We start from the raw sequence: 24,899 nt of genomic DNA, 5'->3' as shown, positions 1-24,899 counted from the left end.
CATCGGCCGAAGGGGGCGTGACCTCCCGTTTCCCGTTTCCCGTTTCCCCGCCATTCTCCGTTTCCCTATAAGTGGGCAATCTGTTGTCGCGCTGACTCCAGGCTTGGCGACCATGACCGAGCACGTCTTTCCCCGCTGGATCATTGGCCTCGCACTGGGCCTGATGGCCTGTCTCGCGCACGCGCAAACACCACCGTCCGCGCCGGCACCAGCGCCAGCGCCGGCATCGACCAACGCGCTCGCCATTCGCGTCGATGCCTTGCGCGCTCAGCTCGGCCCCTCGACCGAATCCCTCTCCCAGGACCGCGCCGATTTCCTGCGCCGCCAGCTGCTCGCCTCGCTCGAGCGTCGCCAGGACATGGTGCTCGCGATCCGCGACGTGCAACGCCTCAGCGAGAATCCCGCACGCACGCAGGCGCCGCCGCCGCAAGGCGTGCTGGCGCTCGACGACCTGCGACGCGACCTCCAGCGCATCGACGAGGAGCTTGCGAGCGGCGAGCGCCGCCATGCGCTGCTCGAGCAGGAACGCACGTCGATGGCCACGCAGCTCGCCAACCGCGTCGCCGCGCAGCGCACGCTGGCCGACCAGGGGGCCGCACCCGACGTGCAGGCGTTGATGAAACTGGAAGCCGAACTAGTCGAATCGGCGACCGCCGAAGTCGACATGATGATCCGCCTCGGCGAAGTGCAGCAGGCCTACGCGAAAGCGCAACGCGACGCCATCGCCGCGCGGCTTGCGCAGACGCGCGGGCGCGAAGTGGCCGTCACGCCTGCCGACGCCGCGGCCGTCGACGCGCGCCTGCGCGCGCGCGGCGACGAACTGCGCCGCCACATGGGCGCGACCGTCGTCGCCCGCGAGCGCGCGCGCAACGAACTCGCTAGCGCACCGCCCAGCCTGCCGCCGCTGCAACTCGAACTCCTGAAGGAACGCATCGCCAACGCCGACATCGACCTCGAGCTCGCACGCGAAGCGCTCCTCAACCTCTCCACCGAGCAGATCGCCTGGCAGACGGCATTGCGCTTTTACCGCGACCACGACGAGAGCGCGCTCGTCGATGCGGCGCGCCACGGCCCGGAGCTGATCCAGCGCCTGCAGCGTCGCCATGATTACCTCGACACGCTGTCCGACCAATTGCTCGCGCGCAGCGGCGGATTGACGACCGAACTCGCGCAGAACCCCGACGCGCCCGACGCCGCGGACAAACGCGCGTTGCGCGATGTCTTCGACGAACGCATCCGCATGGTGCAACTCGCGCGCTTCGACGAGAACCGCCTGATCGATCTCGTCGAACGCATGCGCGCGGACTTCGACGAACGCGCGAGCATCTATGGCTGGCGCGAACGCCTCCGTTTGGGCTGGGCGTTCGTGCGCGACGGAGTGTCGCGGTTCTGGAACTTCGAACTGTTCACCGTCAACCAGGAAATCGAGGTCGACGGGCGCAAGACCCAGGCGCCGCGCGGCGTCATCGTCGGCAAGGTGATCCAGGCGCCGCTACTGCTGGTGGTGGGCCTGTTTTTCGCGGTGAAGCTCACGAAGTGGTGGGAACGCTGGCGTCGCCGGAGCGGCATGGACGATGGTCGCGTGCGCTTGATGCGGCGCTGGATCCTGGCCTTGCTGATCGCCGCGTGCGTGCTCGGGAGCCTCGTGATCGCGGGCATTCCGCTCGCCGCGTTCGCGTTCATCGGCGGCGCGGTCGCGATCGGCATCGGCTTCGGGATGCAATCGCTGTTCAAGAATCTCATCAGCGGCGTGCTGGTGCTCCTCGAGCGCCCGTTCCGGCTCGGCGACGTGATCGAAGTGGGCGCGTTGCGCGGGCAGGTCGTGGACATCGACCTGCGCACGTCGGTGGTGCGTGACGCCGACGGCGCCGACACGCTGATTCCGAACTCGGTGCTGATGGAGGAAAACGTCAAGAACGTGACCTTCCGGACGCGCGTGCAGCGCCAGTCGCTCGCGGTGGTCGTCGACGGCGATTCGGATCCGCGCACGGTGTCCGACGCGATGCGCGAGGCGGCCGAACGCCACGGGCAGTTGCGCGACGATCCGGAGCCGACGGTGCTGCTGGAGGAGTTCGCCGACAACGGGCTGCGCTTCGCGCTGATCTACTGGATCGAGCTCGTGCCCGGCATGGATCGGCGACGCATCGCGAGCGACCTGCGCCTGATGATCCTGGGCGCGTTCGCCGACGCGGGGGTCAAGATGGCCCCGCCACCGAAAGCGCACTGAGGCGTATCATCGCGGCCTGGTCCTGGAGAGGGGATCGACGTGCCGCTAGCGAAACTCACCCGGCCGAAGATCCACCAGGTGCTGCCGCGCGAACGCCTGTTCGCGCGCCTCGATGACGCGCAACGCCCGGTGGTGTGGGTCGTCGGTCCGCCCGGCGCGGGCAAGACCGCGCTGGTCGCGAGCTGGCTGCAGGCGCACAAGGTCGGCGGCATCTGGTACCAGGTCGATTCCGGCGACCGCGACCTCGCGACGTTCTTCCATTACCTCGGTCGCGCGGTGCCCGCCGCGCGCAAGAAGGACGCACCGCTGCCGCCGTTCACGACCGAGCATGCGGCCGATCCGGAAGGCTTCGCGCGCGTGTACTTCCGTTCGCTGTTCGAACGTTTGAAGGTGCCCGCGGCGATCGTCTTCGACAACTACCACGAGCTTCCCGCCGGCGCCCCGCTGCATGCGTTGCTCGAAGCGATCGCGCGCGAAGTCCCCGAGCGCGTGGTGATCGTCGCGACCTCGCGCGGCGAACCGCCGCCCGAGTGCGCGGGCCTGCGCGCGACGGACCGCATCGCGATGCTCGACTGGGACGAACTGCGGCTGACCTTCGACGAGACGCGCGGCATCGCATCGATGCGCCAGCAACTCGATGAAGCGACGCTGCGCAGCGTCCACGCGCACGCCGACGGTTGGCCGGTCGGCCTGGTGCTCACGCTCGAACAGGTGAAGCGCAACGGCGCCGAGGTGTCGGTGCCGGACGGGGAGGGGCGCGACGTGTTGTTCGCGTACTTCGCCGCGCAGATCGTCGGGGCCTTGCCGGAAGGCGTGCGCGGACAATTGATGCGCATTGCGTTGCTGCCGCGCGCGACGCCCGCGCAGGCCGCGATGATCGCCAACGATCCGAACGCGGAGCACACGCTCGAGACACTCTATCGCAAGCGCCTGTTCGTCGAACGACGCGGCGATGCCTACCAGTTCCACGACCTGTTCCGCGCCTACCTCGTGCAGGAACTCGAACACGCGCTCGATCCCGACGCGCTGCTCGCCGTTCGACGCGAGGCCGTCGCGCTGCTCGCCGAGGGCGGCCAGATCGAAGCCGCCTTCGACTGCGCCGCGGCGGGCCGCGACTGGCAGACCGCCGCGGCGCTCGTCCTGCGCTTCGCGCCGCTGCTGCTCGAACAAGGGCGCGTGCAGACGTTGAAGGCGTGGTTCGACGTGATGCCGCCGCAGGTGCAGGATGCCTCGCCGTGGCTGGTGTTGTGGCATGGCGTCGCCCTGTCGCCGTTCGCGGCGTTGCAGGCGCGCGCATTGTTCGAAGTCGCGCATGCGCGCTTCGGCGAAGCGGAGCGCCTGGGACGCGTGCTCGCGATCGGTGCGGTGCTCGCCACGCATTACCTGGAGTTCGACCACGGGCAGGTCGACCGCTGGATCGACTTGCTGCTGCCGGAACTGGACGATCCGCCCGCATTTCCCGCGGCGGCCGCCGAGTTGCGCGTGAACGCCGCGCTGCTGTTCGCGCTGAGCTACCAGCGACCGGACGCCGCGCTGACCGACGCCTGCATCAATCGCATCAACGTGCTGCTGCAGCGCGACGACATCCCCGTGAATCCGCGCGTCGACGCGGCGACGTTGTTGCTCGCGCACTACCAGACCAGCGGATTGTCGGACGACGCCGAGCGCATCACCGCGATGGTCGCGCCGTGGATCGCGGACGAGACGCTGACGCCCACCTACCACGCGTTGTGGCTGCTGCAACTCGCGCACTTCCGCGACAAGCAGGGCCGCGACGTCGAAGCGATGCGGCACTACGACGAAGCGCGGACGATCGCCGACAGGAACGCGTTGTTGCTGCCGCCGCTGCGTATCTTCATCCATCTCGGTCGTTCGATCGTCGCGCTGTGCGCCGGCGATCCGGAAACCGCCGAGGCCGAGCGCGTGCAGGCCGCTTCGTACTGGACGTTCGCGCGCAAGCTCGATCGCGCGCTGGATGCCGCGGTGAGCGCCTGGATCGCGATCCACCGCCAGGAATACGAATCGGCCGTCGGCATCGCGCGCGAGATGGTGCCGCAGATGGACGAGTACGGACCGGTGTGGCTGCGCTTCGGCGCGCGCCTGCTGCACGCGGTATGCGAGTTCGAAGCGGACCACGACGCGGACGTCGCGCCGATCCTCGCGCGTGCGCGGGAGATCGTCGAAGGCACGTCGCTCCACCGGCACCTCTTCGGTTGCGATGCGCTGGAGGCCTGGATCGCGCTGCGTCGATTCGGCATCGAACAGGCGCGTCCGTTGATCGAACGCAGCGTCGCCAGTCGGAACGCGCACCAGGGCGCGTTCATGGTGCGCACGCACCCCACCTTGCTGTCGGAGGTCTACGGCGCCGCGTTGCAGCTCGGCATCGCGGAAGGCGAGGCGCGCCGTGCGATTCGCGAATTCCACCTGCGCGCACCGGACCCCGACGCGCGCTGCTGGCCGTGGCCGTTCGAAGTGCGCACGCTCGGCCGTTTCGAAGTCCTGCGCGACGGCCAACCGCTCGCGTTCTCGCGCAAGGTGCCGAAGAAGACGCTCGCATTGCTGAAGGCGATCATCGCGCTCGGCGGGCGCAGCGTGTCGGAGCAACGCTTGCTGGATGCGTTGTGGCCGGACGAGGAGGGCGATGCCGGCGCGCGTGCGCTCGATGCGACGGTGCTGCGCCTGCGCATGTTGCTCGGCGATGCGGCGGCGATCGAACAACGCGGCGGGCGTATTTCGCTGGCGGCCGATCGCATGTGGGTCGACGTGTTCGCATTCGACCAGGCGCTCGCGTCGGCGGAGGCGGCCGCGCATCGCCACGACGCGAACGCGGAAGAGCAACCGTTGCAGCGCGCGCTCGAACTCTACCGTGGCGCCTTCCTCGTCGAAGACGAAGGCGAAGCCTGGCCCGTCGCGGCACGCGAGCGCCTGCGCGGCCGCTTCATCCACGCGCTCGCGCGCCAGGCCGAGAAGTTCGAGCGCGAGGGCAACGACGACGCGGCCATCGCCGCCTACATGCGCGGCATCGATGCCGACCCCGCCATCGAATCGTTTTACCAGGGCCTCATGCGCTGCTACGACCGCCAGGGCCGGCGCAGCGAGGCGATCGCCGCGTATCAACGGCTGAGGCAGATCCTGTCGATCACGTTGGGATTGCAGCCGTCGGCGGTGAGTGAGCGGCTGTTCCAGGCGGTGAAGCAGTAGCAAGAGCGGGGAAACGGGAAACAAAGAGCGGGAAACGGGAGAGCAGGCCTTCGCTTCGGCTCGCAGGACCATCAGCCGAAGCGGCGCTCACCCTCCCGTTTCCCGCTCTTCGTTTCCCGTTTCCCCGCCTATTTCCAATCCGTAGCCAATAAATCTCCCACGCCCATCCACCCTCTCCGTGACCTCCCCGGAGCCCCGGCGTGACCTCCCCCATCCGTTCCTTCGTGGTTCGCATCTATCGGCAAGGCCGCGACGGCGTCGACGGCGTCGTCGAGGACGTGCGGACCGGGAAAGCGCGGCCGTTCCACTCCATCGCCGAACTCTGGGCCGTGCTGCGTTCCCCCGCGCAGCGTGGCGGGCCGCGCAGGGATGCGCGCCCGGAGGTCCCTCCTCCTTCCGCCGACTGATTCCTTTCGCAGGTTCCCCCATGTTCCGTGTCGCCCACGTCGTTCCCGTCGTCATTGCCCTGGCCACGCTCGCCGGTTGCGCGAGCGAAGCCGCACCCGCCGAAGACATCCGCCCCGTGCGCGCCGTGCGCATCGGCGCCGCGGGCGAAGGCGTCGGCGCCACGTACTCCGGTGAAATCCGCGCGCGCCGCGAAGCCGCGCTCGGTTTAATGGTGTCGGGTCGCATCCAGCAACGCATGGTCGAAGTCGGCGACACCGTCGCGGCGGGCACCGTGTTGTTCCGCCTGGATCCGACCGACGCGGTGCTCAACGCGAACGCGTCGCGCAGCCAGGTCGCGTCCGCGCAGAGCCAGTACGAACAGGCGCGCGGCGACTACCAGCGCTTCATGCAACTCGCCGACAAGCAATACGTCTCGCGTTCGGAACTCGACAAGGCGCGCATGAACCTGCGCACCGCGCAGGAAGCCTTGCGTGCAGCGCAGGCGAACAACGGCGTCGTCGCCAACCAGGCCGGCTACACGACATTGCGTTCGACCGTCGCGGGCGTGGTGACGAGCATCGAAGGCGAAGCGGGGCAGGTCGTGTCGCCGGGCCAGGTCGTCGCACGCGTCGCCGAACGCGGCGAACGCGAGCTGCTCGTCAACGTCGCCGAATCGCGCGTCGACGAACTGCGCACCGCACGCACGCTGTCGGTCGAGCTGTGGGCCGATCCGAGCCATCGCTACGTCGGCCGCCTGCGCGAACTCGCGCCCGACGCCGACGCCGCGACGCGCACCTACACCGCGAAGATCACCGTGCTCGGCGCCGACGACGCGCTGCGCCTGGGCATGACCGCGAAGCTGCACGTCTCGCTCCCCGTCACCGGCACGCTGCGCCATCTTCCGCTGACCGCGATCTACGATCCGCACGGCAAGCCGAATGTGTGGGTGGTCGATCCGAAGACCTCGCGCGTGTCGCTGCGTCCGGTCGTGCTCGCGCAGGCGCAGAACGACGGCGTGCTCGTCAGCCGCGGTCTTGCCGACGGCGAACTCGTCGTCACCGCGGGCGTGCACATGCTGCATCCGAACCAGAAGGTGCGCACGGACATCGCGCCGAAGCGCCAGCCGGAGCGCACGTAATGCTCAAGTCCTTCAACCTCTCGCGGTGGGCGATCGCCCATCCGCAATTCGTGTTGTTCCTGATGCTGTTGTTCGGCGCGGGCGGCCTCTTCGCGTGGCACCATCTTGGCCAGGCGGAAGACCCGAGCTTCACGGTCAAGGCGATGGTCGTGCAGACCAAGTGGCCGGGTGCGAACGCGGATGCGGTCGCGCAGCAGGTCACCGACCGCATCGAACGCAAGCTGCAGGAAGTCGCCGAAGTCGATTACCTGTCGAGCTTCTCCAAGCCAGGTTACTCGCAGATCACCGTCAGCCTGCGCGAAGAAGTGCCGCCCGAGCGCGTCGCGGACGTGTGGTACCAGATCCGCAAGAAGCTCGGCGACGCGAAGGGCGAGTTGCCCGAGGGCGTGCAGGGTCCTGCGTTCAACGATGAATTCGGCGACACCTTCGGCAACCTGTACGCGTTCACGAGCGATGGGTTCTCGTACGCGGAGCTGCGCAAGTTCGTCGATCAGGCGCGCGATGAATTCCTGCGCGTGCCCGATGTCAGCAAGGTGCAGTACATCGGCATGCAGGAAGAGAAGATCTTCGTCGAGACGTCGTCCGCGAAGCTTGCCTCGCTGGGCCTCGACCCGCGCATCGTCGAGGATACGCTGCGCGAAACCAACGCGATGGCGCCGGCCGGCATCGTGCAGGCAGGCCCGCAGCGCGTCGCGCTGAAGATCACCGGCGAGTTCGATTCGGTCGAAGCCATCGCCGACATCGGCCTGCAGGCCAACGGGCGCAGCGTGCGCCTGGGCGACGTCGCGCGCATCTATCGCGGCTACACCGATCCGGTCGAAAGCAAGATGCACTTCGACGGCAAGGACGCGATCGGCCTCGCCATCGCGATGCGCGAAGGCGGCGACGTCATCCGCATGGGCCGCGACCTCGACGCGGCGGTGGCGCGCGTGCAGGCCGCGATGCCGGTCGGCGTCGAGATCCACGCCGTGTCGAACCAGCCGAAGGTCGTGCAGGACTCGGTGCACGAGTTCACCAAGAGCCTCGCCGAAGCGATCGTCATCGTGCTCGCGGTGAGTTTCCTCTCGCTCGGCTGGCGCACGGGCATCGTGGTCGCGTTGTCGATCCCGCTCGTGCTGGCGATGACGTTCCTCGTCATGTACGCACTCGGCATCGATCTGCAGCGCATCTCGCTCGGCGCGCTGATCATCGCACTCGGCCTGCTCGTCGACGACGCGATCATCGCGGTCGAGATGATGGCGCTGAAACTCGAACAGGGCTGGGACCGCGTACGCGCGGCGAGCTTCGCCTACACCGCCACCGCGTTCCCGATGCTCACCGGCACGCTGATCACGGCCGTCGGCTTCCTGCCGGTCGGCCTTGCGAAGTCGAGCGCGGGCGAATACACGATCTCCATCTTCCAGGTCGTCGGCATCGCGCTGATCCTGTCGTGGCTCGTCGCGGTGTTGTTCACGCCGTACCTCGGTTACAAGCTCCTGCCCGAACACAAGAAGAATGCGAACAAGCAGGGCGCGCACGCGCACGACCATGCGATCGACACGCATCGCGGGTTCTACGGCATGTTCCGCCGCCTGCTCGAAGCCTGCCTGAAGCGTCGCGGTCTCGTGCTCGGCTGGACGGCGGCGATGTTCGTCGGTGCGCTCGCGCTCTTCCAGGCCGTGCCGCAGCAGTTCTTCCCGGCGTCGAGCCGCCCCGAACTGATGGTCGACCTGTGGCTGCCGGAAGCGGCGAGCATCGCAGCCACCGAAGGCGCCGTCACGCGCCTGGAAGAAAAGCTGCGCAAGGATCCCGACGTCGAAGCCGTCACCGGTTACATCGGCATGGGCAGCCCGCGCTTCTACCTGCCGCTCGACGTGCAGCTGCCGAACACCAACTTCGGCCAGGTCATGGTGATGACGAAGGACGGCGAGGAAGGGCGCGAGCGCGTGTACGCGCGCATCGAGAAGATGATGCGCGAAGACTTCCCGAACCTCCGCGGTCGCGTGGGGCGCCTCGAGAATGGCCCCGCGGTCGGCTATCCGGTGCGCCTGCGCATCAGCGGGCCGGACACCGAAAAACTCGCGGCCATCGTCGAGCAAGTGCAAGCCGTGCTGCGCAAGGACCCGGCCACGCGCGACGTCAATTCGGATCTCGGCGAACGCCTGCAGACCGTGCGCCTGATCGTCGACCAGGACAAGGCGCGCGCGCTCGGCGTGTCGTCGAAGCAGATCGCCGACACCACGCAAAACTCGCTCTCCGGCCATGCGAGCACGCAATACCGCGAAGACGACCAGCTGATCGATGTCGTCACGCGCCTGGAAATCGGCGAACGCACCGACCTCGACAACATCAAGGACGTGCGCCTGTACACGCGCGACGGCAAGTACGTGGCGCTGTCGCAAGTCGCGCGCATCGAACTCGGCAGCGAGTCGAGCATCCTGTGGCGCCGCAACCGCGTGCCGACGGTCACCGTGCGTGCGGACGTCGTCGGCGCGGAAGGACCGGACGTCACCGCGCGCGTGTGGCCCGACATCCAGAAGATCGTCGACGACTTGCCGCTCGGCTATCGCATCGAAGTCGGTGGCGCGTCGGAGTCGAGCGCGAAGTCGCAACAGTCGATCGGCGCGGTGGTGCCGCTCGCGATCGGCATCATCCTCGTGCTGCTCATGATGCAGTTGCAGGACATGAAGAAGACCGCGCTGGGGGTGGCCACGGCGCCGCTCGGCATGATCGGCGTGTCGCTGATCCTCGCGATCTTCCGCGTGCCGTTCGGCTTCGTCGCGCTGCTCGGCACGATCGCGCTCGCCGGCATGATCATGCGCAACTCGGTGATCCTCATCGACCAGATCGACCAGGACCTCGCGCAGGGCATCGCGCCGTGGGAAGCGATCGTCGGCTCCACGCTGCGCCGCTTCCGCCCGATCGTGCTGACCGCGCTCGCCGCGATCCTCGCGATGATCCCGCTGACGCGCTCGACCTTCTGGGGCCCGATGGCGTGGGCGATCATGGGCGGCCTGTCGGTGGCGACGCTGCTGACGCTGATCGTGCTGCCGACGTTGTATGCGTGGGCGTATCGGGTGCGGCGCGATTCGCCGGCGATCGTGCGGGGGGAGGCGATTGACGCGGGGTTGCAGCCGGCCTGATGCATCGGGAAACGAGAAGCGGGAAACCCGGGAAACGGGAGGGACGCATTCACTTCGGCCGACAGACCTCCGAGCCGAAGCGGGGTTCATCTCCCGTTTCCCGCGTTTCGTTTCCCGTTTCCCGGCCTTACTTCACAACCGCTCCGTCGGCTCCAGCGCCGCCGCTTCACCCGGCGGGCACTTCGGCAATCGCGCATTGACATGCATCTCCCAGCGCCAGAACGCCCACCCGAGGAAGGTGAACGTCGCGGCGCCGAGGGCGAGGTGGATGCCGGCGTGGCTGAGTAACGGCGACAGCACGCCGGCGATCACCGCGTTCGACACCAGGCCGGTGAACGCCTGCAACGACGACGCGCTGCCGCGCTGGCGCGGATACATGTCGAGGATCGCGAGCGTGAGGATCGGGAACACCAGCGCGATGCCGAACGAGTTCAGCATCATCGGCAGCACGGCCCACGGCACGCTCGGTTCGGCGACGAGCAGGTTGTAGGCGACGTTCATTGCGACCGCGAGCCCGCAGCAGGCGAAGCCGATCCACACCTGGGTCATGCCCTTGATCTTCCCGGCGATGCGGCCCGAGAGATACGCGCCGAACATCATGCCGCCGATCATCGGCACGAAGAACCACGCGAAGCTGCGCTCGTCGAGCTTCAGCAGGTCGAGCACGAACGCGGGCGCCGACGCGATGTACAGGAACAGCGCACCGAAGTTGAACGTGCCCGCGGCCGCGAGGCGCTGGAAGCGCGGGTTGAGGAAGATCGCAACGTAGTCGCGCAGCAGGGGCTTGGCGCGCAACGGCAGGCGCGCGGGTTTCGGATGCGTTTCCGGCAGGCCGAAGAACGTCGCGAACCACAGCAGGATCGAGAAGGCGACCAGGAACCAGAAGATCACCGGCCACGCCGCCCAACCGAGGATCCAGCCGCCGATCACCGGCGCGATCGCCGGCGCGATGCCGAAGATCATCGACACGTGGCTCATCAGGCGTTGCGCGTCGTCGCCATGCAGCACGTCGCGGATCACCGCGCGACCGACGATCAGGCCGACGCCCGCGCTCAGTCCCTGCAACGCGCGGAACCACAGCAACGTGGGCAGGTCGCGCGCCAATGCGCAACCGACCGACGCGAGCGTGAACACGAACAGCCCGCCGAGGATCACGCGCCGCCGTCCGATCGCATCGGACAACGGCCCGTGCACGACGCTCATCAACGCATACGCGACCAGGTAGACGCTGATCGTCTGCTGCATCGCGAGTTTGTCGGCCGACAACTGCGCACCCATCTGCGGGAACGCGGGGAAGATCGTGTCGATCGAGAACGGGCCGAACATCGCCAGCCCGCCCAGCAGCAGGGCGAGGCGGCGAAGCGAGATGTGGGAGGCAGCCTTCCTTGGCGCGTCCACGCTCAGCGTTCCTCTTCTTCCTCGTGCTGCTCGTCGCGCACGGCGACATCGAGCTTGCACGACTGCGCGCCGCCCGACCCGGTGCACGCGCACTGCGCGTCTTCGAGCAGTTCGCGCGCGCGACCCGCGGACTTGCCTTGCTTCACCCAGTCGCGCGCGGCCTTGTTGGCCGCATCGCATGCGGCCTTCTCGGAGGCGCCGCTGCCGGTGAAGGTCTTGCGTCCGTCCTGCGCGTGCGCGGACGCGGCGAACAGGACCGCGGAGAGGGCGAGGGCAATGGGGGCAATGCGCATGGCGATCGCTCCTGGAGGTGTGGGACGAAGCGGGGATTCTACGGAGGAGGCGGGTTCCCCCGCATGAACGAGCTTACTTGCCCCCGCGGTAGACCGCTCGCAGCAGTTCGTGGAAATGGTGGACGGCGTTCTCGCGCAACGGATTCAGGCGCCCCGGGACGTAGGACCCCGACGACAGCCCGCGCTGCACGTCCGCGCAGATCGTCAGGTCCTCGACCTGCACCTCGTCGCTGAACGTCAGGTCCGCGGCGCGGCGTGCCTTGCCGGCGTCGCTTTCGTCCATCGCGTAGTAGAAGTCGAACTCCACGCGGCACAGGTCGGCGCCCTTCGGGATGATCTTGTTGGTCTGCATGCGGCCGGGGACGATGTTGAGCATCGTGTTCGGCCACATCCAGTAGTACAGCGCGTCGCCGCCGCCGTAGAGCGTTTCGTCGCTTTCCAGCGGGCTCCACTGGTGCGAATACCACTGGTGCGTCTCGGTGACGTAGCTGCGGTAGTCGAGCAGGCGGTTGAGCCCCGGATGGATGTGCGGGACGTGGTAGCCCTCGAGGTAGTTGTCGACGTACACCTTCCAGTTGCACGGCACGTCGTAACCGACGCGATGGTGGTGGCCGTAGTCCTCGAGCTTGCGATCCGGACCGATGCGCGCGTCGATGCCTTCGACGAACGCATCGAACGCGGGCGCGTGCGATTCGTCGACGCAGGCGAACACCATGGCTTGCCACACGCGCACGGCGAGTTGCGGCAGCTTCACGTCGGACACGTTGAAGTCGGGCGCGCTCGCCATCTCCGGCGCGGAGCGCAGCGTGCCGTCGAGCGTGTACGTCCAGCCGTGATAGCGGCAACGCAACGCCTTCGCACCCAGGCCGTCGCATTGCGCGAGCGGACCGGCGCGATGGCGGCACACGTTGTGGAAGACGCGAATAACGTCGTCCGCGCCACGCACCGCGATCACCGGCAAGCCGGCGAAATCCGCGATCGCGTGGTCGCCCGCGTTGCGCAACTGGCACACGTGCGCGACGAGTTGCCAGCCGCGATCGAAGATCAGCGCGCGATCCACCGCGACGAACGCGGGATCGGCGTAGAAGCGCGCGGGCAGGGCGGTCGCGTGTTCGAGCGGCTGCGGGGCGAGATCGGACGGCGGCGCCGGCACGGCAGCGAAGGACTTCGTTTCGTTCATGCCGCCGAGTATGAACCCGGCGCGGCCTGCGCGCGCGGCCGGGTCACGGGGCTTCCACTCCGCGTTGGTTAAGGTGCCCGTGGAACGAGACGCCATGCAGGATTTCGGCCCCCAACGCGAACAGATGGTGCGCAGGCAGATCGCCGCGCGTGGCGTGGACGAGCCGCACGTCCTGGACGCCATGCGCCGGGTCCCGCGCGAACGCTTCGTCGACGACGCGATGCAGGAGTACGCGTACGAAGACGCGCCGCTGCCGATCGCGTCGGGGCAGACCATCTCGCAGCCGTACATCGTCGCGCGCATGATCGAACTTGCGCGCATAGCGCCCGGCGATCGGGTGCTGGAGATCGGCACGGGCTCCGGGTATGCGGCGGCGGTGATGGCGCAGATCGCCGATGACGTGTTCACGATCGAGCGTCTCGACCCGTTGAGCGAACTCGCGCGCGGCCGCTTCCGCGAACTCGGCTACACCAACATCGAAGTGCGCACCGGCGATGGCACGCGCGGTTGGCCGGAGGCTGCGCCGTTCGACGCGATCCTCGCGGCGGCCGGCGGACCCGATGTGCCCGATGTGCTGAAGGAGCAACTTGCACTTGGCGGGCGACTCGTCATGCCGGTGGGGGAGTCGTTGCATCACCAGCGGCTCGTGCGCGTCACGCGCGTCGACGAGTTCCGCTTCGAGCAGCAGGATCTCGACGCCGTCGCGTTCGTCCCGTTGATCGGGACGTACGGCTGGGCAGAGGATGGCTCGCGGCCGATGCCGGTGGTGCACGATCGAGATCATGCGCCGGTGACATCGTTGCCTTCGAGGATCGCCGCGGCTGCGGAAGCGCTGCCCGATTTCGGCGACGCGCGATTCGGGGAACTGTTCGATCGCTTCGCGAACGCGCGCGTCGTGCTGCTCGGCGAAGCGAGCCACGGCACGTCGGAGTTCTATCGTGCGCGCGATGCGATCACGCGGCGTCTCGTGCAGGCGCATGGTTTCCGCATCGTCGCAGCGGAAGCGGACTGGCCGGACATGGCGGCGCTGGATCGATTCGTGCGCCATCGCCCACCGCGCGCAGGTGCGGAGGCGCCGTTCCAGCGCTTCCCGACATGGATGTGGCGCAATCGCGAGTTCGAGGCCCTGGTGCAGTGGCTGCATGCGTACAACGACGGGCGTCCCGCGGACGATCGCGCGGGCCTGTTCGGCCTCGACCTGTACAGCCTTGGCGCGTCGATGCGCGCGGTGATCGACTACCTTGACTCGGTCGATCCGGAAGCAGCGCGTGTCGCGCGCCATCGTTATTCATGCCTCGTGCCATGGGTGCGCGATCCCGCGGAGTACGGACGCATGTCGGTGCACGCGGGGCATGCGTTGTGCGAGAAGGCGGCGGTGGAGATGTTGATCGATTTGTTGCAGAAGCGGCAGGCGTATCTCGCCGAAGACGACGGCGACGAGGCCGGCGACGACGCCACGAGCTGGCTGGACGCCACCCAGAACGCCCGCCTCGTGCGCAACGCGGAGAAGTACTACCGCACGATGTACGAAGGCGCCGCCGAGTCCTGGAACCAGCGCGACCGCCACATGTTCGAGACGCTGCAACAATTGCTCGGCGCTGGCGGCCCGCACGCGCGCGCGGTGGTGTGGGCGCACAACTCGCACATCGGCGACGCGCGCCATACCGAGATGGGGATGCGCGGCGAACTCAACCTCGGGCAGTTGTGCAAGGAGCGGTGGGGTAGCGAGGCTGCGACCATCGGCTTCGGCACGCATCAAGGCACAGTGGCCGCCGCGTCGGATTGGGATGCACCGATGGACGTGATGGCGGTGCGCCCGTCGTTGCCCGACAGCTACGAGCGCCAGTGCCACGAAGCGGGCCACGAAGGTGCGCGCGTGTCGCGTTACCTGCTCGACCTGCGCGAAGGCCACCACGAGAAGTTGCGCGAAGCGTTGTCGACGCCGCGCCTCGAACGTTTCATCGGTGTCGTGTATCGCCCCGAAACCGAGCGCTACAGCCACTACGCGCAGGCGGTGATGCCCGCACAGTTCGATGCGTACGTGTGGTTCGACGAAACGCGCGCCGTCGAGGCGATGCCTGCGGCGTCGCGCGAAGGCGCGGTGCCCGATACCTATCCCTTCGGGCTGTGAGAGCAAAAACAGGAGAGCAAAAACAGAGAGAAAAAACAGGGGTCAGAGCACTATTTCAACGAAATAGTGCTCTGACCCCTGTTTTTGCTCCTGTTTTTTGCGCGTGCCCCTTTCGGGCCTCCCCCCGCCTTGGGGAACGACGCATCGCCAGGCGGCCGGGAGAATCGCGGCGTCGCGCGTTCGCGCGACCCCATCCACCAGGAGAAGCGACATGAGAGCGCACCGAGTCGCATCGATCACGGCTGCGTTGACTGCGTTGACGTTTGCCATCCTCGCGATGCCAACCACTGCGGGCACCACGCAGATCTCCGCCGTCGGCGTCTTCAACGACGCGTGCCAACCGCCCATCGGCACGCCGCCCGCCAACCTCGGCGATTACCCGCCGATCGATCTGTCCGGGAGCCTCGTCGGTTGCTGGTACACGTACGTCTCCGCGTCGAGGTTGAACCCGAGCGGCACGTACATCGAACAGGGGACCGAGCTTTTCGTCGGCTGCCTCAACGGCACGACCTGCGGCACGTTCGAGACGACCTACACGTTCACCGGCAAGTACACGGATGCAACGTTCACGGAGGAGATCCATGGTCGATGCGAACACGCAGTCGTGGACGGCACCGGCGACTTCGCGGGCGTGAAAGGCGCGATCAAGTTCAAGGACGACGTGGTCAACCTGAAGTTCGACATCAGGGGCCACATCAGCCTCGGCTCGTCGGACGCGAAGACCGCCACAGCCGTCGCGCAGGATCTCGCGAAGGCACTCGAAGCCGATGGGACGACGCGCAGCAGCGGATGCTGACGACTGGAAACAGGGGTCAGAGCACCTTTTCGAAATAGTGCTCTGACCCCCTTTCTTACTTCGTCGAGGCAGCGGCCGGCGCCGCGGCCATCGGCCGCGCATTCCACCCGCACGTCTTGCCTTCGTTCTGCTTCTTGAGCCAGTCCTGCAGCGGCGCGAAGTATTCGAGCACCGGGGCGCCGTCCATCTTGTCGCTGCCGGTCATTTCCTTCAGCGTCGCCTGCCACGGCTGGCTCGCGCCGCGCGCGAGCATCGCCTGGAACTTCGCGCCGGCTTCCTTGTTGCCGTAGAAGCTGCACTCGTGCAGCGGGCCCTTGAAGCCGGCCGTGTCGCACAGCGCCTTGTAGAACTGGAACTGCAGGATGTGCGAGAGGAAGTAGCGCGTGTACGGCGTGTTGGCCGGCACGTGGTACTTCGCGCCCGGATCGAAGAACTCCTCGCCGCGCGCGGTGGTCGGCGCGACGCCCTGGTACTTCGCCTTCAGTTCCCACCACGCCTGGTTGTAGTTCTCCGGCTTGATCGAACCGTCGAACACGCCCCAGCGCCAGCGGTCGATCATCAAGCCGAACGGCAGGAACGACACCTTCGCCAGCGCCATGCGCATCTGCGAATTGATCAGCGCCTGTTCGCTCTGCTGCTGTTCCCCCATCAGGCCGATCGACTGCAGGTACTGCGGCGTCATCGCGAGCACGATGGTGTCGCCGATCGCTTCGTGGAAGCCATCGTGCGCGCCGGTCTGGAACAGCGGCGGCAGCTTGTTGTACGCCAGGTAGTAATAGACGTGGCCGAGCTCGTGGTAGATGGTCGTGAAGTCTTCCTCGTTCGGCTTGATGCACATCTTCGTGCGCACGTCGCCGGCCATGTCCATGTCCCACGCACTGGCGTGGCACACGACGTCGCGATCGCGCGGCTGGATGAACTGCGTGCGGTCCCAGTAGCTCGCGGGCAGCTTCTGCATGCCGAGCGACGTGTAGAAGTCCTGCGCGCGTTCGGTCATGTGCTTCGCGGTGGCGAGGCGGCCGGCCTGGCGCATGTCGGCGAGGTCTTCGGCCGTCGGCGAGCCGTCATGCTGCGCGAGCGCGAGGTTGTAGTCCTGCGTCGCGAGGTCGTTGAGTTTCGCGCTGACGTTGAGGTCGCCGGCATTCGGATACGGCGCCATCATGTCCCACAAATTGCTCCAGTCCTGCTGCCACATGTTGCCGAGCAGGTGCGCGGGCAGCATGGCGCCGGGCACCGTGCCGCGGTCGCCGTACTTCGCCTGCAACTGCGTGCGCGCGTAGCAATGCAGCTGTTCGTACAACGGTTTGACCTGGCCCCACAGGCGATCGGTTTCCGCTGCGATCTCCGCCGGCGTCATGTCGTAGCCCGAACGCCACAGTTCACCCGTGTCGGCGTAACCCATGTCGCGCGCGCCGGTGTTCACCAGTTCGACGAAACGCACGTAGTCCTTGCGCATCGGCTGCGCGATCGTGTGCCAGCCCTTCCACGCATCGAGCTGCGCGTCGTAGTCGCGATTGCTACGCAGGATGTCTTCGAGGTCGCCGAGCTTGGAACATTGGCGCGCGGTGCCTTCGCCGTGGCAATACTCGCCCTTGCCGAACATGCCTTCCATGCGCGTGGCGAGCGTCGTGAGCTCTTCCAGCTTCGCCGGATCCTTCGGCGGCGGCATCGCGGCCTGCTGCTTGAGCAACAGGATCGCGCGCGCGGTGTCGGGCTTCAGCTCCTGGCCTTCGTACTTGCGCGACTGCTCGATCCATCCGCGCAGCTGCGTGAGGAAGCGTTCGTTCGCCTTGGCCGACACGCGCTCGCTGTCGTCGTTGATGAACGTCGACGACAACCACTGCGCGGAAGTCAGTTCGGGGTAGCCCTTGCGGATCTCGTCGTTGACGCGCGCGACGAACTCGTCCGCGGTCTCGCCTTCCGGCGCCGCGGTCACGCCGGGCTGCGCCGGTTCGGCGGGCTGCTTCTTGCAGCCGGCGATCGCGAGGACGGCCGCGGTCACGGCGACGGCGAGCAGGAGATGACGTGGCTTCACGGGACGATCCTGGGTGCGGGCGCCCGAAGGCGCGACCGGGGGAGGCTAGCAAAGCGGCCGTGTGGGCGGGAAGGAGACGGGCGGTGCGTGCGCGGGAAAGCTCGTCTTGAGCGCTCTGCGCACAAACGGAAGCATCGGCGCACCCAATCTGCGGAGCATTCATGAACGCGCGACATTCCCTTGCGGCGGCCTCGCTGCTCGCACTCGCCCTCATCGCCGGCTGCAGCAGCGAGCCTGCCATCGCACCCGACGCGCCCGTCGGCACCTGGATCGAGCCCATCCCCGGCCTGCCGGGCGAAGTGCAAGGGTTCACCCTGCGCGACGACGGCACGGCCGAGTCGATCAACACCGCCACGCTGCAGCACGAGCGCTGGCGCCTCGAAGGCGATGCGCTCGTGCTGACGGGCAAATCGCTCGGCAATGGCGCCACGCTGGACTTCGAGGAGCGCTACACGATGGCGCTGGACCCGGAGCGCATGCGCCTCGTCGATGCCGGTGGGCAGGTGCGCGAGTACACGAGGCAGGACGACGCGGGCGACGGGCGATGACGCATCGATGGAGAGGTTCGCGACGACTACGGAGAGGTCCGCGATGACTCCGGAGAGGTTCGCAAGGACTCCGAAGGGGTTTGCAACGCCTTCCGGCGAGATGGGAACGCTATACAGCGGGCCGACGACAGGTTCGGTTTTGCATCGGGACGAAGATTTGGCGGCGATTACGCGGATCCAATGTCCGCTATCGGCCAAAAGCGGACATCCCAGCCATAACCATGGTCGCCTGGACATCCATTCACCATCTCAAGTTGAACCGATCAGTAGTTCTACTGAACCCCGGCCCTTGGTTTTTCGGTTTCCCGGGATTGCGCCAACGAGTCCACTGGGCGTGTCCCTCCCCGGTGCTGGACCATGGCGTCGCTCCGTCCTCCCAACGTCGTCTATTTCCATGTCGACAACCTCGGCTATGGCGAGTTGGGATGCTACGGCGGCGGCATCCTTCGGGGCGCGGCAACGCCGCGCATCGACAGCTTCGCGACGGAAGGCTTTCGACTCACGAATTACGCGCCCGAGGCGCAATGCACGCCGTCGCGTACGGCGTTGATGACGGGGCGATATGCCATTCGCACCGGCAATCACACGGTGGCGCTGGCCGGCACGGAAGCGGGCATCGTCGCGTGGGAGCGCACGCTAGGCGATCTGTTCTCCGAAGCCGGCTATGCAACCATGTGCATGGGGAAATGGCACATCGGCGACAGCGACGGGCGCTGGCCCACCGACCATGGGTTCGACGAGTGGTACGGACCGCCGCATTCCTACGACGAAGCGTTTTGGGAGACCGATCCCTGGTACGACCCAGAGCGCGACCCTGTGTCGTACATGATGGAAGGCCGCAAGGGTGAGAAGACAAGGAAAGCGGATCGCCTGACCTGGGATCTCAAGCGCAATGTCGACGTGGAGTACAAGCGCCGGGCGTTTGCCTTCATGGAAGCGGCTGCGCGCGCGTCGCGTCCCTTCCTGCTCTACTTCAACCACTCGCTGATGCACATGCCGGTCGTGCCGCGCGACGAATACCGCGGCCGAAGCGGCAACGGCGATTGGGCCGACAGCCTGATGCAACTGGATGGCGACTTCGGCGACCTCCTGGACAAGATTGATGCGCTCGGCCTCCGCGACGATGCGATCGTCGTATTCGCCGGCGACAACGGCAACGAGGAGATGTTGCTGAACCGCGGCACGGGCGGTTATTTCGACGGGTCTTATTTCACTGGAAGGGAAGCATCGCTGCGCACGCCTTGCATCGTGCGTTGGCCCGGACGCATCGCGGTGAATCGGACCAGCAACGAGATCGTCCATATCACCGACTGGTTCACCACGCTGCTCAACCTCGCCGGTATCGCGGCGCCGGGCGATCGCGAAATCGACGGGAAAGACCAGGCGCCATTCCTGCGCGGAGAACAGGAACACTCGAACCGCGATGGCTTCATCTTCTGGAACGGCGAACGGATGTACGGCGTCAAGTGGCAGAACTTCAAGATGGTGCTGGTTGACCAGAAGTACGCAACCGATCCCGCGTTGCCACTCAACTCGCCGCACGTCATCAACCTGATCGTCGATCCCAAGGAACGCGAGCCATTCAATCCCGTCTACCTGCACTCATGGACGATGGCGCACTTCGGTCGACTCCTGCGCGACTTCCATGACAGCGTCGCCCGCGAGCCATTGATTCCCGCGGGTGCCGCGTTGGGCCATGTCCCGGAGCGAGCACAAGCCCCGCCGTCACTCAGTGACCGGCTGTCACCTCGGCAGTTGGACGGGGATGCCTAATGTCCGCTTACGACAGAGCGGACACTTGGCCTAACCGGCGACCTACGTAGATTTACGGACTGCAGGCCAGTTGTTTTTCCGTCGCGGTCTCGCGCAATGAAGGAGAGCATCAACGTTCTACCTTGCGAGCTAGCGCCATGGCCAATTCAGAGAAGAAGCCGAATATCCTGGTGATCTTCGGCGACGACATCGGAATCCCGCAAATCAGCGCCTATACGCGCGGATTGATGGGCTACGAAACTCCGAACATCGACCGAATCGCCAAAGAAGGCGCGCTGTTTACCGACTCCTACGGTCAGCAGAGCTGTACGGCCGGTCGGGCGTCTTTCATCCTCGGGCAGGAGCCCTTCCGTACCGGATTGCTGACCATCGGCATGCCCGGCGATCCGCACGGCATCACCGACTGGATGCCCACCATCGCCGATGCCATGAAATCGCAGGGCTATGCCACAGGACAATTCGGTAAGAACCATCTTGGGGACCAGGATCAACACCTGCCCACCAACCACGGTTTCGACGAATTCTTCGGCAACCTTTACCACCTCAATGCAGAGGAGGAGCCGGAGGGCTACTTCTATCCGAAGGACCCGGCGTTCAAGAAGAAATTCGGTCCGCGGGGCGTCATCCATTCGCATGCCGGCGGCAAGATCGAGGACACCGGCCCGCTCAACATCGCGCGCATGCCGACCGTCGACGAGGAATTCCTCGGCGCCGCGAAGAGTTTCATCCAGGGCGCCGTCAAGGCCGATACGCCATTTTTCTGTTGGTTCAACACCACCCGCATGCACGTGTTCACCCACTTGAAGAAGGAATCGGTGGGCGTCACGGGCAAGGGGCTGCATGCCGACGGCATGGTCGAACACGACGGCCACGTGGGCCAACTGCTCGCGCTGCTCGACGAGTTGAAGATCGACGACGACACCATCGTTGTCTACACCACCGACAACGGCGCGGAGATCGCATTGTGGCCCGATGGTGCGATGACGATGTTCCGCGGCGAGAAGGGTTCGACGTGGGAAGGCGGTTTCCGCATCCCAATGGCAATTCGCTGGCCTGGCGTCATCAAGCCGGGCACCGTGTACAACGATCCGATCTCGCTCCTCGACATGTTCCCGACATTGTGCGCAGCCGCGGGCGCGCCTGACATCAAAGCGCAACTCGCGAAGGGGACCAAGCTCGGGAAGAAGGAGTTCAAGGTGAAGCTGGACGGCTTCAACTTCATGCCCTACTTCCAGGGCAAGGAGAAGAAGGGCCCGCGCGATTCGATCTTCTACTTCGACCAGGGCGGCAACCTCAACGCCGTGCGCTTCCAGGACTGGAAGCTGAGCTTCGCCGTGCAGGCACACGGCAACATCGCGACGGGCTCGCGCACGGTCACGAACTGGGCAGGGATCGCCAACCTGCGCATGGACCCCTACGAACGCGGGCTCGAGGATGGCGGCGGTGCGATCGATTTCCTCGCACGTCAAATGTGGCTGATCGTCCCGGTGATGGGTGCCATCAAGGCGTTCTTCTCCGACTTCATGGATTACCCATACCAAGCGGGCAGCTCGCTCAACGCCGGATCGATCAACTATGGGCTGATCAAACAGACCGACGCGATGAAGCGCTTGAAGGAGTTGGAGTCGCTACACCCGACCAGTTAGTTGCGGGAGGCTGAGGAAGCGGCGATCTACGAGACCGTCTTTCCGAGCGCGAACGACGGGCGAACCGTACACACATTGAGGGTCAAGGACGTACCGGTCGATGGGTTCTGGTCGATCACCGTCTACGACGCTGACGGGTACATGTTCGAGAATCCTCATGGCGAATGTATCGCCCGCGCAAAGATGTTGTCGAAGGTTCGTGGCGGTTCCCCGAACCGCAGCCGATGGGATGAGCGCGGACGCCGGCAAATTTGTCACAAGCATCGGAGCCTCGTATGCCGACCCCCGTCAACATCGATAATTTCGTGCGCGCCGAAACCGACCACTATTTGCAGCTCCGAGCCGACAACGGCTTCTACGGGCGAATCCAGCACATCCGTGAGCCCGTCAGCGTCGACAACCAGCCGGTCGTGCGCGTCAGTCGTGACTTCCTGCTTTCCTATGCCGTCTTCGACCTGACCACGCCGGTGACTGTCACCATGCCCGATGCGAAAGGACGGTTCCAATCGCTCAGGGCGATCAACCAGGACCATTACATCGTCAGCAATACCTACAGTGAGGGCGACCACGTCTTTACGCAGGACGCCGTTGGCACGCGGTATCTGTATCTGGCGGTTCGCACGCTGGTGAACCCAGACGATCCAAATGACCTTGCAACAGCACATGCGCTGCAGGACCAGATTCGTTGGCTGCAGAGCGCTGCAGGAAAGTTGGAATTGCCCGATTGGGATCAACGGCAACTCGCGGAAATTCGCAAGGCGATCCTCGGCCTGGGACCTTTTGTTCCAGATAGCGCGAAGATGTTCGGATCAAAAAACGACATCGACCCTGTGCGTCATCTCATTGGAACTGCAGGGGGGTGGGCAGGCGGCCCGCAATCCGCGGCCTACTACATCAACGTCACGCCCGCATCGAACGACGGAAAGACGCCGTACGTCCTGAAAGTCAAGGACGTCCCAGTCGATGGGTGTTGGTCGATCACGATCTACAACAGTGACGGTTACATGGAGAAGTCAGTGTCCAACGCCGTTTCGCTCAACAACATCACTGGCAAGAAGGACGCCGACGGAACCTACACGATTCATTTCGGCGGCGATGAGAAGGCTTCGAATTTTCTCGCCATCTTTCCTGGCTGGAACTACATCGTCCGCCTTTATCGCGCGCGCCAAGCCGTGCTGGATGGCCAATGGACTTTCCCCCATGCTGTACCAGTCGACGACGATGCACACCGAAGTTCGGCCCACTAACCGTTGATTAGCTGTCTGCGCAATACGTTCTCGGACATGGGGGTGACCTGACCACCATCCATGCCTCGTCGTTGTCGTTCCAAGGAGGCGGCGGATGCGACGCACAGGAACAGACAACAAGCAACGAAGAACTTCTTCATTTGGGCCAACTCCTGCGGCCTTGGTGTACGCCGGCTTGAATGAACGTCGGCCAGAAGCGAGCCGCCAGCATGCCGGACGGCAGGTCATGCAGGGATCACGCCGGGGCTGATGTTGTGTACGCCGATGTCATCTCCCCAGATGACAAGAATGTTGGGGGCTTGCTTGTTTTTGCCATGACCGGGACTCCACCCACAGGCCCCTTGGTATCCTCGCCGCCCGGCCGCCGCCACCCCGTGACGCATGAACGACGCAGTCGAATTCACCGATCTTCCGATCGAACCCATGCTGCTGCAGGGGCTCGACGCCCTGGGTCACGTGCGCATGACGCCGATCCAGGCGCGCAGCTTGCCGCTGCTGCTCGCGGGCCATGACCTGATCGCGCAGGCGCCGACCGGCAGCGGCAAGACGGCTGCGTTCGGTCTCGCGCTCTTGCATCGCGTCGAGCTCGGCCTGTTTCGCACGCAGGCGCTCGTGCTGTGTCCGACGCGCGAGTTGGCCGACCAGGTCGCCAAGCAGATCCGCAAGCTCGGCACGGGCATGCCCAACCTCAAACTCCTGACGCTGACGGGCGGTGTTGCGCTCGGTCCGCAGCTCGCCTCGCTGGAGACGCACGCGCCCCACGTCGTGGTCGGCACGCCGGGCCGCGTGCAGGAACTGCTTCGCAAGAAGGCATTGAACCTGCGCGATGTCCGGGTGCTGGTCCTCGACGAGGCCGATCGTTTGCTCGACATGGGGTTCGAGGAACCCATTCGCGAAATCGCCAAGGCGGCGCCCAAGGATCGACAGACGTTGCTGTTCTCGGCCACGTTTCCCGAGCCGGTGCGAAACGTGGCGCGCGCAACTATGCGCGACGCACGGGAAGTCAGCGTGGAGGCGCACGCGGATGCGACGCCCATCGAGCAGCACTTCTACGAGGTCGATGCCGCGCAGAAGCCTGCAGCCCTCGCCGGTGTGCTGATCGAACACGGCGCCAACCACGCGCTGGTGTTCTGCAACATGCGCAGGGATACGGAGGAGGTCGTCTCGTCGCTGTTGCACCTCGGATTCTCCGCGCTCGCGCTGCACGGCGAGATGGAGCAGCGCGATCGCGAGGAAGTGTTGGTGCAATTCGCGAATCGCAGCTGCAACGTGCTGGTGGCGAGCGACGTGGCGGCGCGTGGCCTCGACATCGAGGACCTGGGGGCCGTGGTCAACCACGATGTCCCGAACGACCCCGACACGTACCTCCATCGCATCGGCCGCACCGGCCGCGCCGGTCGCGGCGGCGTGGCGGCCACCCTGTGCACGAGCCGCGAACTACCGCGTCTGAACGCGATCCGGGACACGCTCGGCCTGCGCATCGACCTGCGCCGTCCACCGTTGGCGCTGCTGCGCAAGAACGTCGCGACCCGCGCCCCGATGGCGACCCTGCGCATCGACGCAGGCCGCACCGACAAGCTGCGCCCGGGCGATATCGTCGGCGCACTCACCGGCGAGGCGGGCCTCACCAGCGATGCGATCGGCAAGATCGACGTCTTCGCCACGCGCAGCTATGTCGCCATCCAGCGCGCCCACGCCGGACGCGCCTTGGCGCGGCTCCAGCAAGGCCGCATCAAGGCAAAACGGTTTCGTGTTCGACTGCTGGAACTCTGAGGTC

At 66.1% G+C, this 24,899-nt stretch carries 16 protein-coding genes and 1 pseudogene; 13 read left to right on the top strand and 4 right to left on the bottom strand.

The window, feature by feature from the left end; genetic code table 11:
* Positions 1-112 precede the first annotated feature (112 nt).
* The 5 genes from LK996_RS03595 to LK996_RS03575 all read left to right on the top strand — a co-directional run bounded on the left by LK996_RS03595 (position 113) and on the right by LK996_RS03575 (position 10,075).
* A complete protein-coding gene (locus LK996_RS03595; RefSeq protein WP_230525784.1) occupies positions 113-2,227 on the top strand; it encodes a mechanosensitive ion channel domain-containing protein in 2,115 nt (704 codons plus the stop codon).
* Positions 2,228-2,266: 39 nt separating this feature from the next.
* Positions 2,267-5,428 carry an AfsR/SARP family transcriptional regulator gene (locus LK996_RS16665; protein ID WP_230525783.1) on the top strand — a complete coding sequence of 1,054 codons (3,162 nt, stop codon included), beginning with the start codon at positions 2,267-2,269 and terminating at the stop codon, positions 5,426-5,428.
* 200 nt (positions 5,429-5,628) lie between these two features.
* Positions 5,629-5,835: a hypothetical protein gene (locus LK996_RS03585; RefSeq protein ID WP_230525782.1), complete on the top strand. Its 207-nt coding sequence runs from the start codon at positions 5,629-5,631 to the stop codon at positions 5,833-5,835.
* A 20-nt stretch (positions 5,836-5,855) separates the two neighbouring features.
* Positions 5,856-6,953, top strand: a complete 1,098-nt coding sequence (locus LK996_RS03580; RefSeq protein ID WP_230525781.1) for an efflux RND transporter periplasmic adaptor subunit — start codon at positions 5,856-5,858, stop codon at positions 6,951-6,953.
* On the top strand, positions 6,953-10,075 hold the full coding sequence (locus LK996_RS03575) for an efflux RND transporter permease subunit (RefSeq protein WP_230525780.1): 3,123 nt from the start codon (positions 6,953-6,955) through the stop codon (positions 10,073-10,075). The genes LK996_RS03580 and LK996_RS03575 overlap by 1 nt, the downstream gene beginning before the upstream one ends.
* Before the next feature lie 132 nt (positions 10,076-10,207).
* Here the strand turns inward: LK996_RS03575 and LK996_RS03570 are convergent, their stop codons facing one another.
* From LK996_RS03570 to LK996_RS03560, 3 genes are all read right to left on the bottom strand, one after another.
* On the bottom strand, positions 10,208-11,473 hold the full coding sequence (locus LK996_RS03570) for a multidrug effflux MFS transporter (protein ID WP_425493699.1): 1,266 nt from the start codon (positions 11,471-11,473) through the stop codon (positions 10,208-10,210).
* 2 nt (positions 11,474-11,475) lie between these two features.
* On the bottom strand, positions 11,476-11,766 hold the full coding sequence (locus tag LK996_RS03565) for a hypothetical protein (protein ID WP_230525779.1): 291 nt from the start codon (positions 11,764-11,766) through the stop codon (positions 11,476-11,478).
* Positions 11,767-11,839: 73 nt separating this feature from the next.
* Entirely contained in the window at positions 11,840-12,946 is a 1,107-nt protein-coding gene (locus tag LK996_RS03560) for an aromatic ring-hydroxylating oxygenase subunit alpha (RefSeq protein ID WP_230525778.1), read from the bottom strand.
* Positions 12,947-13,040: 94 nt separating this feature from the next.
* Between LK996_RS03560 and LK996_RS03555 the strand changes: the two genes are divergently transcribed.
* Together LK996_RS03555 and LK996_RS03550 are read left to right on the top strand one after the other, a co-directional pair.
* Positions 13,041-15,077, top strand: a complete 2,037-nt coding sequence (locus LK996_RS03555) for a protein-L-isoaspartate(D-aspartate) O-methyltransferase (RefSeq protein ID WP_230525777.1) — start codon at positions 13,041-13,043, stop codon at positions 15,075-15,077.
* Positions 15,078-15,288: 211 nt separating this feature from the next.
* On the top strand, positions 15,289-15,873 hold the full coding sequence (locus LK996_RS03550; protein WP_230525776.1) for a hypothetical protein: 585 nt from the start codon (positions 15,289-15,291) through the stop codon (positions 15,871-15,873).
* A gap of 55 nt (positions 15,874-15,928) precedes the next feature.
* On the opposite strand, the gene LK996_RS03545 is transcribed toward LK996_RS03550, so the two are convergent.
* Positions 15,929-17,908 carry a M2 family metallopeptidase gene (locus tag LK996_RS03545; protein WP_230525775.1) on the bottom strand — a complete coding sequence of 660 codons (1,980 nt, stop codon included), beginning with the start codon at positions 17,906-17,908 and terminating at the stop codon, positions 15,929-15,931.
* 161 nt (positions 17,909-18,069) lie between these two features.
* On the opposite strand from LK996_RS03545, the gene LK996_RS03540 reads away from it, so the two are divergent.
* The 6 genes and pseudogenes from LK996_RS03540 (at position 18,070) to dbpA (ending at position 24,895) form a co-directional block, all read left to right on the top strand.
* A complete protein-coding gene (locus LK996_RS03540; RefSeq protein WP_230525774.1) occupies positions 18,070-18,456 on the top strand; it encodes a lipocalin-like domain-containing protein in 387 nt (128 codons plus the stop codon).
* A 357-nt stretch (positions 18,457-18,813) separates the two neighbouring features.
* Positions 18,814-20,229, top strand: a complete 1,416-nt coding sequence (locus LK996_RS03535) for a sulfatase-like hydrolase/transferase (protein WP_230525773.1) — start codon at positions 18,814-18,816, stop codon at positions 20,227-20,229.
* A gap of 170 nt (positions 20,230-20,399) precedes the next feature.
* Positions 20,400-21,875 (top strand): arylsulfatase, encoded by a 1,476-nt coding sequence (locus tag LK996_RS03530; RefSeq protein WP_230525772.1) that lies wholly within the window; start codon positions 20,400-20,402, stop codon positions 21,873-21,875.
* A pseudogene (locus tag LK996_RS16560) lies at positions 21,876-22,028 on the top strand (carboxylesterase); the annotation flags it as partial. It lies immediately after the preceding gene.
* A 122-nt stretch (positions 22,029-22,150) separates the two neighbouring features.
* Positions 22,151-23,122 (top strand): DUF1214 domain-containing protein, encoded by a 972-nt coding sequence (locus LK996_RS03520; RefSeq protein ID WP_230525771.1) that lies wholly within the window; start codon positions 22,151-22,153, stop codon positions 23,120-23,122.
* 381 nt (positions 23,123-23,503) lie between these two features.
* Entirely contained in the window at positions 23,504-24,895 is a 1,392-nt protein-coding gene (gene dbpA, locus LK996_RS03515) for an ATP-dependent RNA helicase DbpA (protein WP_230525770.1), read from the top strand.
* Positions 24,896-24,899: the final 4 nt, after the last annotated feature.

It is taken from the genome of Noviluteimonas lactosilytica (assembly GCF_020866925.1).
Lineage (GTDB): Bacteria > Pseudomonadota > Gammaproteobacteria > Xanthomonadales > Xanthomonadaceae > Noviluteimonas > Noviluteimonas lactosilytica.
Note: the sequence above shows the minus strand (reverse complement) of the source record. Positions and strands in the feature narration are given on the sequence as shown.